Source organism: Bacillus cereus group sp. N6 (assembly GCF_016483705.1).
Lineage (GTDB): Bacteria > Bacillota > Bacilli > Bacillales > Bacillaceae_G > Bacillus_A > Bacillus_A wiedmannii.
In genome coordinates this window covers 1-13,799 of sequence record NZ_JAEHBI010000025.1, presented here as the reverse complement: position 1 = coordinate 13,799, position 13,799 = coordinate 1, and the positions used below count along the sequence as shown (strand labels likewise).

The following is a 13,799-nucleotide window of genomic DNA, read 5'->3' as shown; positions in this document are numbered from 1 at the left end:
TCATATCCATCCCTTTTCTTCCGCAATTGTAATTGCCTCAATTCTATTTTTCGCATCAAGCTTCGTTAATACTTCAGAAATATAATTACGTACTGTACCAGGCGAAAGATAGAGCGCCTTCGCAATTTCATTTGCCGTCTTTCCTTCTTTCGCAAGTAGCAATACTTCTTTTTCACGATCTGATAACGGATTTTGCTCCTGCCATAAGCCGAACATCAAATCTTGAGAAATCTCTCGCTTTCCTTTCATTACATTACGAATCGCTGCAGCTAAATCTTCACTTGGGCTATCTTTTAATAAATATCCGTGCACGCCAGCTTTCATTGCTCGTTCAAAATATCCAGGGCGCGCAAATGTTGTTAAAATCATTACTTTGCATGCTGATTTTTCTTTCTGTAACGTTTCCGCAACATCTAATCCGCTTTGAATTGGCATTTCAATATCCATAATGCTTACATCAGGTTGTAGCGATTCAATTAGTTTTAACGCCTCTTCCCCATTGGCAGCTTGCCCAATTACTTCAATATCATCTTCTAGATCAAGTAGGGCCCCTAATGCACCACGAAGCATCCGCTGATCTTCTGCAATAATAATTCGAATCATGCCCTCACCTCATCTTTTCCTGTTCTAATGACAACTGGTACTTTTACTATTAATAGTGTCCCTGGATTGATTGTGCCCAGTTCAACAAACCCGTCAATAAGAGCGATGCGCTCTTTCATACCACGAATGCCATTTCCATCATGGTTTTGATCTGCTAAACCAACTCCATTATCTTCTACTGTCAAAATTAATTCACCTTGTGATTCTAGTACAGAAACTGTGCAACGCGTCGCTTTACTATGCTTTACAACATTCGTCACAGCCTCACGTAAACACATTCCTAAAATATTTTGTTCAATTGGTGATAACGAACTTGCACTCGTTTCTTGTTTTATTTCTAATTCAATAGTAGCAGCTTGTAAGATTGCTTTTATTTGCTCAAGCTCTTCTTCCACTGTAATCATACGCATATCAGAGATTAATTCCCTTAGCTGCTTTAAAGCGGTACGAGATGTTTGTGTAATTTCCTTCGCTTCCGCACTTGCACGCTCCGGATTTTTAACAATTAACTTCTCCACGAGCTGACTTTTTAAAGTAATGAGTGATAACGTATGTCCTAACGTATCATGAAGATCTCTTGCGATCCGCTGCCGCTCTTCACGTTTTACTAAGTCTTTAATTTGCTCATTCGCTTCGTTTAATTGATTTCTTAACATCTTTTTTTGATTAAAGTTGCGCATACCAAATGGCGTAATAAGCATTAAAATAAACATCGGAACAATATTCACTAAACTTGTAGTTGATATTTGATTCATATTTACAAATATAAAAATTCCAAGCATTACAGCTAACAAACTTAACAACACTCGAAACTCTTTCTTATTTGGCGCAAACCCTATCGCACTTGCTGTGAAAAAACCAAAGAATATCATGAAGGCATTATAATAAAAAGCAAATAGCAGTGTGAGTATCATTTGCATACATGCCCATAAAACGAAAGTCTTATTAACAAAATAAAGTTGACGGTATGTGATAACAAAAAGTATCAACATACCACTCCCCATTACAAGCTTCCATCCCGATGCTTGTGCTAGATGGTAAATTGGAAATAACAGATACACAAGCCACATATACGGGAAGAAACCCATCTGTTTCGGAAAAATCTCAATCCTCTTCTTCTCTATCATTTATACCGCTTCCTGTCTTTTTCTTATATATATTGATATTACAACAAATATAAGGAAATAACCTCCTAGTACCGCGATATTTTCCCAACCAACTGATTTTCCAGCTACAATATCCCATGCACCGCTTCCGAAGTGATATGTTGGTGTCCATTCACCAATCGTTCTTAATATTTTTGGGAATACTTCAATCGGCATCCATAGGCCACCAATTACAGCTAGACTCATATTTAAAATATTCGCTAAACCCGCTGCTGCATCTGCCTTTTTAATAGAACCTATTACTGTTCCTAACGCTAAAAATGGTGTTACACCTAACAACAACCATAATCCAGCGCCAATCCATTGCCCTACTGTTAACTCGACATGATTAATTAATATTCCTGCGATAAAGATAACTAAGATTGAAAAAGCATTCACTACAGTTTGAGCAATGATTTTGGCTGTTATATATGCCCCCTCTGGAAGTGGTGTAATTTTTAACAAATGTGTCCACCCTTGCCCCTTTTCCTGAGAAATCCTTACACCGAAACTAAAAAGTGCCGTCCCTACAATACTAAAAGTCGCCATTGAGATTAAATAATGCGCTTTCCAAGCATCTCCGTTTTGTGGCACTTGAATAACATTTGTGAAAATGTAGTAAAACATAACTGGCATTAGTAATGAGAAAAAGATAAACAATTTATTACGAAACGTACGTAAAATTTCTATTTTGCATTGCATCCATAAAGCTCTCATGCGATTCCCTCCTCCTGATTTGCGATAAACTGTTCAAATGCTTCATCAAGACTTCCACGTTCAACTGAAACATCTGTTACAGGTAAGTTCTTTTGATAAATCGCTTTTAAAGTTGCATCTGTATCTCCAGTTGTTAAAGTGAAGTGCCCTTCGTTTGACTGTACTTCGGTTACGTTTGGTAATTCTTTTAGTAATTTTGCAGGAATACTTTCCTTCGAATAAAACTTGATTGTTTTTCGCGAAATCGTCGCCTTCATCTCATCTGGTGTACCATCTGCGATAATCTTTCCATTCGCAAATAATAAAATGCGATTCGCCAATGCATCCGCTTCTTCTAAATAGTGCGTTGTTAAAATAATTGTTTTCCCTTCACTTGCTAACTTTCGAATTGTTTCCCAAAACGTTCTTCGAGACGTAATATCCATTCCAACTGTCGGCTCATCTAAAAATAGCAAATCAGGATTTCCTGCAAGTGCGAGTGCAAAGTTTAACCTTCTTTTTTGCCCACCTGATAATTTCTCACATCTTTGCTTTCGCTCCGATTCTAAATTTGATAACTGTAGTAACGTTTCTTTCGCTACCGGATTCGTATAATAACTACGTAATAACTCAATTGCCTCTTCTACTGTAATGCTATCAATGACACTTACTTCTTGTAGCATCGCACCGAGGCTATTACGAACATCTCTATGCTTGGGACTCCTTCCAAATATAGAAACAGTTCCTTCCGTCGGATCCTTTAATCCAAGCATCATCGACATCGTCGTCGTTTTCCCTGCACCATTCGGTCCAAGTAGTGCTACAATTTCTCCTTTATTCACACAAAATGAGACGTTATTTACTGCCTTTTTATATTTAAATGTTTTAGAAACACCATTTACTTCTATAATCTTTTCCATCTCTCCACCCCCGCTGTTTCTTATATTTACATTGTACGTGTTGGAAAACTTAGGAAACAGTATGATGCGTCATGACATCGATATGACAATTGTCATGTATTCCTTATGAGAGGAATCAGCCCACATACCGCAAGCGAGTAGCAGGACGAAAATAAACATGATACAATCGGATAAGATATACATTCGAGGAAGGACAGTGGTTTTCATGATTATTCGTAATGAACAAGATTTAGAAGGCTTACGAAAAATCGGCCGCATCGTTGCACTTGCACGTGAAGAAATGAAAAAAGAAGCGAAGCCAGGTATGACAACGAAAGAGCTTGATTTGATCGGTAAAAAAGTATTAGATGAGCATGGTGCTATTTCTGCACCTGAAAAAGAATATGATTTCCCAGGTGTAACTTGCATCAGTGTAAACGAAGAAGTTGCTCACGGTATTCCAGGAGATCGCGTATTAAAAGAAGGCGACTTAGTAAATGTCGACGTATCTGCTGCACTTGATGGCTATTATGCAGATACAGGTATTTCATTTGTACTTGGAGAAGATGAAGCAAAAGAAAAGCTTTGCCAAGCAGCGGTTGATGCATTTTGGGCAGCGATGAAAAAGGTGAAAGCTGGTTCCAAACAAAACCAAATTGGTCGTGCTGTTTCAAACTTTGCACATAAAAATGGATATAATGTAATTCAAAACTTAACTGGTCACGGTATTGGTCTTAGCTTACACGAAGCACCAAACCACATTTTAAGCTACTTTGACCCAATGGATAATGCGCTTCTAAAAGACGGTCTTGTTATCGCTGTAGAACCATTCATTTCTATGAAAGCTGATCACATTATCGAACGTGGCGATGATGGTTGGACATTCGTTACACCTGATAAAAGCCTTGTTGCACAATGTGAACATACAGTTGTCGTAACACGCGGCGAGCCGATAATCTTAACAGAAATCTAATACCAAAAACGGCTGTTTTGTAGATTTATTCCACATAAAACAGCCGTTTTTATTTTTGGGAAAATATGTGAACTATTGTTGAACTCTTTATCATTTAAGTATATAATCTTTAGCGGAGGTTACTTAAGCTTATCTTTACTAAAAAGATATTGTAACTAAGGAGGAAAACACCTTCTTTCTTATTGTTTAAACAGTCTCAAAAATGACCGTAGTAACGTGTTAGTCGAATATTCTGTAATCCTTATATTTCTCTAACAATGTAAGAAACTATCATCTTTCAACTTCGGTCCACTAATCGCACAACTCTCTTTAGACAAAATAAATGACTAATTTCAAAGTACATATTGTCTTCATTCTGACCAAAACCAACCCTATCTAGATTTTTATTTCCACATAACTTTAAGGCAAAAATAAGCCTTCACAAAGGGATACACTACCTTGGTTAGTATGTATCGTAAAACTTACCTTTATAACCATTCTTTTTTACTAGATATACATGAAAACTATCTCACATATAAAGGTCTGATATCATTCTTTATATCAGTATTTTTTTCGACATTTTTTGTCGAATTGTGTATATTTCCACAGAACTGTGTAAATATACATTTTGTTTTACGTTAAATACTATTACTTTGAACATAATCCTGTTTGTCTGAGAACGCGTATAGAAACGGAGGAATAACCAAAAATAAATAGCTTATAACAAATACTTTTAATATTCCATTTGTTCATGTGGAATAAGTCCCCAATGGACAAATGAATGTTCAGAGGAGGAAAAATGAAAAAACTTTTCAATGTATGTTTAATTGTATTCGTACTATTTTCGCAACTTGCTAGTTTTCCATACAATCAAGTAAGAGCGGAAACCTTAACAGGAGATTCCTTATTTGACACTGTTGAAATGAAAGATGCAACGGATCACATTATTGACGAAGCAAAAAATCCTAACAACTTAATAAAGATAGGATCAACCATTCAAGTAGAATATGCTTGGTCAATAAAGGATCAACAAGTTGTACATGCAAACGATACAGCGATAATTCAAATACCACTTGCATTAAAAGTATCTAAAGATTTGCAAGGAGATTTAGTAACAGATCAAAAAAATATTGGTCAATATTTTATAACAGCTAAAGATAATAAATTAAAGCTGATATTTAATGATCAAGTAGAAAATTCTAAAGATGCTAAAGGAAAAATCAAAGTTGATACTGTGTTTAACCCAACTTTAAAAACTGGAGAAAAATCAGTTCAAATCGCTTTCCCTTTAGGAACACTGGTGCAGCCTATATCGGTTCCTGTTCAAGTAGAAGATTCTAAAGAAGATAGCACCGAACAGGATACTAATAAACAAGTGCAAGATCCAGTAGCTAAACCTGTTACTGGTAATACGGAGCAAGATTCAGCAACTAAACCTGCTACTGACAATCCGGAACAAAACCCAGCAACTAAAGCTACTGACAATCTGGAACAAAACCCAGCAACTAAACCTGTTACTGGTAATACGGAGCAAGATTCAGCAACTAAACCTGCTGCTGACAATCCGGAACAAAACCCAGCAACTAAACCTGCTACTGACAACCCAGAACAAAAGCTAGCAAGCGATCCTGCTGAGAATACAAATTCAGGTCCAAAGCAAATAACAACAAACCTTTTAACGGGTGTAAAGTTGACGGACAAAGACGGAAAACCATTTACAGAGGATAACCGTCCAAGTACAGATTCCCCTGCCAATATCGAGTTTACATGGGAACTTTTAAAATCAATGAATGTGAAAAGCGGAGATTACTATATTTTTGATCTTCCTAAACATTTTAAGATTTACAATACAATTAACAGTCCTTTATACGATAGTGAAAACAATCCAATTGGTAATTTCACTGTTACAAAAGATGGAAAAGTCACTATGACATTTAACGATTATGTTGAAGAACATCCAGATGTTGGTGGTAACCTACAATTAAAGACAGAATTTAATAAAGCTGAAATTAAAGGTACAACAACACAAGAAATTCCTTTCCCAATTAAAGATAAAGATGTTTCTATTACAGTTGACTTTAAGCCTAATGTACAAACAACTACGAATAAAAAAGGGTTACCTGATAGACCAATTAATACAAATGAAATTAATTGGACAGTAGAGATGAACAAAACGAAAGACACTCTTAAAAACGCTGTTTTTAAAGATAACATTCCACCAGGCACAAGCTTAAATAAAGATTCTATTAAAGTTTATTATTTAGAAGTTGATGTTAATGGGAACGTAACACGTGGTAAAGAGGCTGATTCAGCAGATTACAAAGTTAGTTCATCAGAGGGCTCAAAATTGGAGATTGCTTTTAAAGATTCTATCAATAAAGCATATCAAATTGAATATGCAACAAAAATTACTGATGAAAACGTAAAAAGCTTCCAAAATAACGTTACGATAACGAGTGATAATCAAAAGCAACAAAATGCAAGCTCTACTGTAACGGTTTCTCGTGGTACACATTTAAACAAAACAAGTAAGTATGATCCAAAGACGCAAACGATTGAATGGACAATTACTTACAACGGTGATCAAAAAAATATCAAAAAAACAGATGCACTTTTAAAAGATATTTTTGACGATACACATGAACTAGATGCAAATTCTATCGTTGTGAAGAACGCTTCATACGATGATAAAGGAAGACTTGTAACAGGCGACACTGTTAATAATTACACTGTAAGTAACAAGAAGAATGGATTCGATTTACAGTTTAATGAGGATATTAATAGTGCTTATGTAATTACCTATAAAACAAAGCCAACTGATAGTATCATAAAAGATGGAAAAGTAAAAAATACAGTTACAGCTGATAATGACTCAAGTAAAGAAAATGAGGCTGGCTTCCAGCAGCAAAATATTATTAAATCTAATAATAAAGCTGAAACAAACTATAAAGACAAAACAACAACCTGGACAATTGCGGTAAATAATAACAACTATCCATTAAACAATGCCATCATTACGGATACCTTTGATCATGGTGGATTACAATTAAAAGATAATAAACTAGAAATTAAAGACGGAGATTATACCCTTCAAGCTAAGACTGACTATGTTTTAGATGTAACAGATAAAGGTTTCAAAATTACCCTTATAGGTACATATCAGTCTAATATGACAAAGACATTAGTCGTAAAATATACGACAGACTTTGACTATACAAAATTAGAAAGTGGTAAAACTTCATTTAAAAATACAGGTAACCTATCTTGGATAGATGCAGGGTCCAATCCACAATCAAATAAAGTTGAAGCAGACTTTGATCCTGATGCTTTCACAAAGGCGAATGGATATAAATACGGTTCTTATAACGCCCAAACGAAAGAAATCACTTGGATAATAGGTTTTAATTATAATAATGTTGAGATTAAAGATCCATATGTTATAGACGTAATACAAGATAAACAAAAGTTAGTACCAGGATCCATTGAAGTACGCGATATGATTTTAAATGGAAGCCCGGATAATGCAAGACCTGGTGATGCCGTATCACCTAAAGAGTATGAACTTGAAGAACCTACAGATAAAAATAAAAACACCCTAAAGGTTCATTTCAAGCAATCAATTAATTCACCTTACTATATTATCTTTAAAACAAGCCTCGATGGTGAACTTATCCAAGGCACCTACAAAAACGAGGCAGAGTTAAAAGATGGCTCTAAAATTGTAAACACCCTTAAAGGTGACACTCAAGTAAATAAAGGTGGCAGCTTTGTTACTAAAAAGGCTGTGCAAGACGACAACTATATTAATTGGAGTATTGCAATTAACGAAAGTCAATCAACCATTGCAGACGCAGTTGTAACAGACGATCCAACAGACAATCAGGTACTTGTGGCAGATTCATTCCACTTATATCCTACAACTGTTGATCCATATGGAAATTTAACAAAAGATACAGCAAATGAATTAAAACAAGGAACAGACTATAAGTTAACGATCACAACAGACAATAAGACTGGAAAGCAACATTTTGAAATTGCTTTCTTGAAGAAAATTGATCGAGCTTATATTTTAGAATATCGCTCACTTATTAATGCAGACGATAAAGAAAAAGTGAGTAATAAAGCAAAAATCGCTGGCAATCAGTTAACAGTTAAGAATACAGAAACTGTTGAAACGATTGAAGTGAGAATGTCTTCCGGTTCAGGCGGAGGATCTGCTACTAAAGGGCGCGGAAACCTTGAAATTATAAAGGTAGATAACGACAATAAGAAAGTACCATTGTCCGGGGCAGAATTTACTTTATACGATCGTACAGGAAAAACCGTTATCCGCGAAATAACAACAGACAAAGATGGTATCGCTAAGTTTAATAACTTAAAGCGCGATAAATATTTATTAAAAGAAACAAAAGCTCCTGAAGGCTATGTAATTAGCTGGGATTTAAAACAAGGGAAAATTGTTGAACTTGGTACACAAGAGACTACAACATATAAACTTGCAAATAAGAAGTTTGTCGGGAAAGTAGTTTTAACAAAATCTGATGACCTGAACAAAAACGCAACACTACAAGGCGCCGTTTTCACACTACTAGATAAAGACAAAAAAATAATTCCAGAACATGAAAAATTAACAACAAATAATAACGGACAAATTATTATAGATAAACTAAAACCAGGAACTTACTACTTACAAGAAACGAAGGCTCCTGAGCATTATCAATTAGATAGCAAACTTATTCCGTTTACTATCTCTGAAGATCAAACAACAGTAGTAAACCAAACTGCGACAAATAGTTTAACTAAAGGATCTGCTCTTTTAACAAAAGTGGATAATTATAATAAAACTTTAGCAGGGGCAGAGTTTACTGTTCAGGATCGCAACGGAAAAAATATTCCTGGATATGAGAAATTAACAACAAATGAACATGGACAAATAGAAGCAAAAGATTTACGTCCGGGTAAATACCAGTTTGTCGAAACAAAAGCTCCTGAGCATTATGAATTAGACAAAACGCCTATTCTATTTGAAATAGAAAAAAGCCAAACTACAGTCGCTTCTATTACAGCAAAAAACTCTTTAATTAAAGGTGGCGTTACGTTAACAAAAGTGGATGATATTGATGACACTACCCTTGAAGGTGCCGTATTCAAAATTGTTAACGACAAAAATGAAGATGTCCGTACAAACTTAAAAACAGAAAAAGATGGAACTTTGACCGTTAAAGATTTAGATCCTGGTGATTATCAATTTATTGAAACAACACCACCTAAATACTATGACTTAAATAAAGAACCAATTCCGTTTACAATCGAGAAAAGTCAAACAAGCATTATCTCAATTACTGCAAAAAACAGTTTAACAACAGGTGCTGTTGAGCTATTAAAAGTCGACGAATTTGATAAAAAGACTCCTCTTGCTGGAGCTATGTTCAAAATCGTGAATGATAAGAACGAAGACGTTCGTACAGAATTAACTACCGATACAAACGGAACTGTTAAAGCTTCTGACTTACGTCCAGGCAAATACAAATTTATTGAAACGAAAGCTCCTGAACATTATGAACTGCGATCAACACCAATTGAATTTACAATTGAGAAAGGTCAAAAAACACCGATTGTTATTACAGCTGAAAATGGTCTACTACCAGGCGATGTTGAACTAACAAAACTCGATGATACTGATGGCACTGTACTTACAGGCGCCGTATTCAAAATTGTTAATAACAAAAATGAAGATGTCCGTACAGAATTAGTTACGAATCAGGAAGGTAAAATTATTGCTACTGGTTTACGTCCAGGTAACTATAAATTTATCGAAATGAAAGCTCCTGAGCATTATACCTTAAATAAAACACCGATTGAATTTACAATTAAGGAGAGCCAAGCGACTGCTATTAACGTTACAGCTACTAATAGCTTAATAAAAGGCGGTATTGAATTAACAAAAGTTGATTCTGTAAATGCTAAGGAAACCCTTGAAGGTGCAGTATTTAAAATTGTTAATGACAAAGGTGAGGATGTTCGTACGGAACTTACTACTGATAAAGACGGTAAATTAGTAGTACAAGACTTACGTCCGGGTAATTATAAACTAATCGAGACGAAGGCTCCTACTTATTACGATGTAAATGAAGAACCAATCGAATTTACGATTGAAAAGAGCCAACAAAAGCTCATCCCTATTACTTTCAAAAATAGTTTAACGAGAGGAAAGGTCGAATTAATTAAAGAAGATGACGTGGAGAGCGCGAAAGCTCTTGCCGGCGCTGTATTCACATTACAAGACGCAACTGGCAAAGAAATTATGAAAGATTTAACAACAGATGATTACGGAGTATTAGTTATTCCTGATTTAGCACCAGGGGATTATCAATTTATCGAAACAAAAGCCCCTGAACATTATAAATTAGACAAAACACCTATTAAGTTCACAATTAAAAAAGGTAGTAAGAAAGATCTTCCTCTCCCTGTTACTGTAAAAAATAGTTTACTTACAGGTGGCGTCACTTTAACAAAAGTTGATGATGTTGATGGCACTACTCTTGAAGGTGCAGAATTTATAATTGTTGACGCTCATGATACTAAAAAAGTAATTCGAAAAGGTTTAACGACTGATAAAAACGGAAAAATTTCTGTTTCTGATTTACGTCCTGGAGACTATCAATTTGTTGAAGTAAAAGCTCCAAAAGACTATACCTTAAGCAAAGACCCTATTCCGTTCACTATCGAAAAAAGTCAAAAAGAGAATATTACTGTTACCGCTACTAATAGTTTAAAGAAAGGTGCAGTAACATTAACAAAAATCGATGACATCGATCGTACGATGCTTGAAGGTGCAATCTTTAAAATTGTTGATATGAACGGTAAGAAAGTTCATACGAATCTTGTTACAGATAAAAACGGAAAAATTTCTGTTTCTGATTTACGCCCTGGAGACTATCAGTTCATTGAAACAAAAGCTCCTGAGCACTATGTATTAGATGAAACAACAATTCCATTTACAATTGAAAGAAGTCAAACGAAAGAGATCAATGTTACAGGCAAAAATGCTTTGAAAAACGGTAGCGTTGAACTAACAAAGATTGACGATATTGATATAAATACAAAACTTGCTAACGCCGTATTTAATTTATTAGATGCAGACGGAGAGCTAGTTGAAGAAGGCTTAAAAACAAATGATGAAGGTAAAATTGTTGTTGAAAACCTACGTCCTGGTACGTATCAATTCGTTGAAACAATTGCTCCTGAACATTACGATTTAGATAAAAAACCTATCGTATTTACAATTAAAAAGAGCCAAACTGAAACTCTTCATGTCACTGCTACAAATGCTTTAATAAAGGGTGCAGTTAAACTTTCTAAAGTAGATGATGTTGATGGCACTGTTCTTAAAGATGCAGTATTTAAAATTGTTAATATGAACGGTGATGTAGTTCATAAAGACCTTGTTACAAATGAACAAGGAATAATCGAAATTAACGACCTACGTCCTGGTGATTACCAATTTATCGAAACGAAAGCTCCTAAGCATTACGTTTTAGATGAAACACCAATCAAATTCACTATTGAAAAAGGACAGAAGAAAGCTATTTCTTTAACTGCTACAAATAGCTTAAAACAAGGTAGTATCGAATTACTTGAAGTTGATGATTTAAACACTCAAACAAAACTTGCCGATGCGGTATTTAATTTACTAGATCAAGATGGCAAAGTACTTAAAACAGATTTAAAAACAAACAGTGAAGGTAAAATCGTTATCGAAAACTTACGTCCTGGTACGTATCAATTCGTTGAAATAACGGCTCCTGAACACTATGATTTAGACAAAAAACCAATTATATTTACAATTGAAAAAAGCCAAAAAGATATTGCTACCGTTACTATGAAAAATAGTTTAACAAAAGGCGGCGTGGAACTTTCTAAAGTGGACGACGTCGATGGCACTACTCTTGAAGGCGCAGTATTTAAAATTGTGGATATGAATGGTACTGTAATTCACAAAAATCTTGTTACGAATCAACAAGGTAAAATTAGCGTTTCTGACCTACGTCCTGGTGATTATCAATTCATCGAGACAACGGCTCCGAAACACTACGATTTAAACAAAGAGCCAATTCCATTCACAATTACAAAGAGCCAAGCTGATCCTATCTCCGTTACAGCTACAAATAGCTTAACGAAAGGCGCTGTGGAACTTTCTAAAGTGGATGATGTAGATGGTACTGCTCTTAAAGATGCGGTATTTAAAATTACTGATCTGAATGGTAACGACATTCGTACTGAGCTTACAACAGATGTACATGGAAAAATTTCTGTTTCTGATTTACGTCCTGGGGACTATCAGTTTGTTGAAACGAAAGCTCCTGAACACTATAAATTAGATAGTACACCTATTAAGTTTACAATTAAGAAAAGCCAAAAAGAAAAGCTCCAAGTTACTGCTACAAATAGCTTAACTGAGGGTGCTGTAGAATTAATAAAAGTGGATGATATAAATCCAGATACAAAACTTTCTGATGCAGTGTTTAACATCATCGATGCGAAAGGTAAAATTGTTCGCACTGATTTAACTACTGATAAAGATGGTAAGATTACTGCTACGAACTTACGCCCAGGAGACTATCAATTCATTGAAACGAAAGCTCCTAAGCATTACGATTTAAATAAAACACCTATTAGCTTCACTATCGAGAGAAGTCAACTAACTCACGCTTCTGTTACTGCTAAGAATGGCCTAACCAAAGGTGGCGTGGAATTAACGAAGGTTGACTCTATAGATAAGAAAGAAATGCTAGAAGGTGCGGTATTTAAAATTACTGATCTGAACGGTAACGATATTCGTACGAATTTAGTTACCAATAAAGTTGGAAAAATCAGCGCTAAAGACTTACAACCTGGAGACTATCAATTTATTGAAACGAAAGCTCCGAAACATTATGACTTAAATGAAGAGCCGATTAAGTTCACAATTGAAAGAAGTCAAACAAAACATGTCTTCGTTACAGCTACGAACAGCTTAACGAAAGGTAGTGTGGAGTTAATTAAAGTTGACGATGTTGAAGAAAACACAACACTGGAAGGTGCGGTATTTAAAATTGTTAATAAGGATGGACACGATGTCCGTACTGATTTAACTACTGATAAAAACGGCCGTTTAGTTGTGGATGAATTACCACCAGGAGACTATGAGTTTATTGAAACAAAAGCTCCTAATCACTATGACTTAAACGAAACACCTATTAAGTTCACAGTTAAAAAAGGACAAGAAAAAATCGCTTCCGTTACCGCTACGAATAGCTTAACGAAAGGCGCTGTTGAACTTTCTAAAGTGGATGACTTTGACGGTTCTGTCCTTAAAGATGCAGTATTTAAAATCGTCGATATGAACGGGCACGACGTTCGTTCTGATTTAACTACTGATAAAGATGGCAAAATTTCTGTTTCTGATTTACGTCCAGGAGACTATCAGTTCGTTGAAACGAAGGCTCCTAAGCATTACGACTT

At 35.2% G+C, this 13,799-nt stretch carries 6 protein-coding genes; 2 read left to right on the top strand and 4 right to left on the bottom strand.

Going from position 1 to position 13,799, the window contains the following annotated elements:
* From JDS99_RS17665 to JDS99_RS17650, 4 genes are read right to left on the bottom strand one after another with little or no spacing between them, the layout of a single operon-like run.
* Positions 1-603: a response regulator transcription factor gene (locus tag JDS99_RS17665; protein ID WP_000619265.1), complete on the bottom strand. Its 603-nt coding sequence runs from the start codon at positions 601-603 to the stop codon at positions 1-3.
* Entirely contained in the window at positions 600-1,730 is a 1,131-nt protein-coding gene (locus tag JDS99_RS17660) for a sensor histidine kinase (protein ID WP_097907574.1), read from the bottom strand. Before JDS99_RS17660 ends, JDS99_RS17665 begins: the two co-directional genes overlap by 4 nt.
* Positions 1,731-2,465 (bottom strand): ABC transporter permease, encoded by a 735-nt coding sequence (locus tag JDS99_RS17655; RefSeq protein ID WP_064470371.1) that lies wholly within the window; start codon positions 2,463-2,465, stop codon positions 1,731-1,733.
* The gene (locus JDS99_RS17650) at positions 2,462-3,364 is read right to left on the bottom strand and encodes an ABC transporter ATP-binding protein (protein ID WP_097907575.1); all 903 of its coding nucleotides are present in this window, start codon (positions 3,362-3,364) and stop codon (positions 2,462-2,464) included. Before JDS99_RS17650 ends, JDS99_RS17655 begins: the two co-directional genes overlap by 4 nt.
* 157 nt (positions 3,365-3,521) lie before the next feature.
* On the opposite strand from JDS99_RS17650, the gene map reads away from it, so the two are divergent.
* Positions 3,522-4,316, top strand: a complete 795-nt coding sequence (map, locus tag JDS99_RS17645) for a type I methionyl aminopeptidase (protein ID WP_097889515.1) — start codon at positions 3,522-3,524, stop codon at positions 4,314-4,316.
* Between the two features lie 778 nt (positions 4,317-5,094).
* Positions 5,095-13,799, top strand: an 8,705-nt coding sequence (locus JDS99_RS17640) for a SpaA isopeptide-forming pilin-related protein (protein ID WP_199695440.1), incomplete at its 3' end; no start/stop codon positions are given.

What these genes read in the sequence shown, in the direction of transcription:
- JDS99_RS17665 (WP_000619265.1), bottom strand. Translation starts at nt 603, where the DNA reads ATGATTCGAATTATTATTGCAGAAGATCAGCGGATGCTTCGTGGTGCA.
- JDS99_RS17660 (WP_097907574.1), bottom strand. Translation starts at nt 1,730, where the DNA reads ATGATAGAGAAGAAGAGGATTGAGATTTTTCCGAAACAGATGGGTTTC.
- JDS99_RS17655 (WP_064470371.1), bottom strand. Translation starts at nt 2,465, where the DNA reads ATGAGAGCTTTATGGATGCAATGCAAAATAGAAATTTTACGTACGTTT.
- JDS99_RS17650 (WP_097907575.1), bottom strand. Translation starts at nt 3,364, where the DNA reads ATGGAAAAGATTATAGAAGTAAATGGTGTTTCTAAAACATTTAAATAT.
- map (WP_097889515.1), top strand. Translation starts at nt 3,522, where the DNA reads ATGATACAATCGGATAAGATATACATTCGAGGAAGGACAGTGGTTTTC.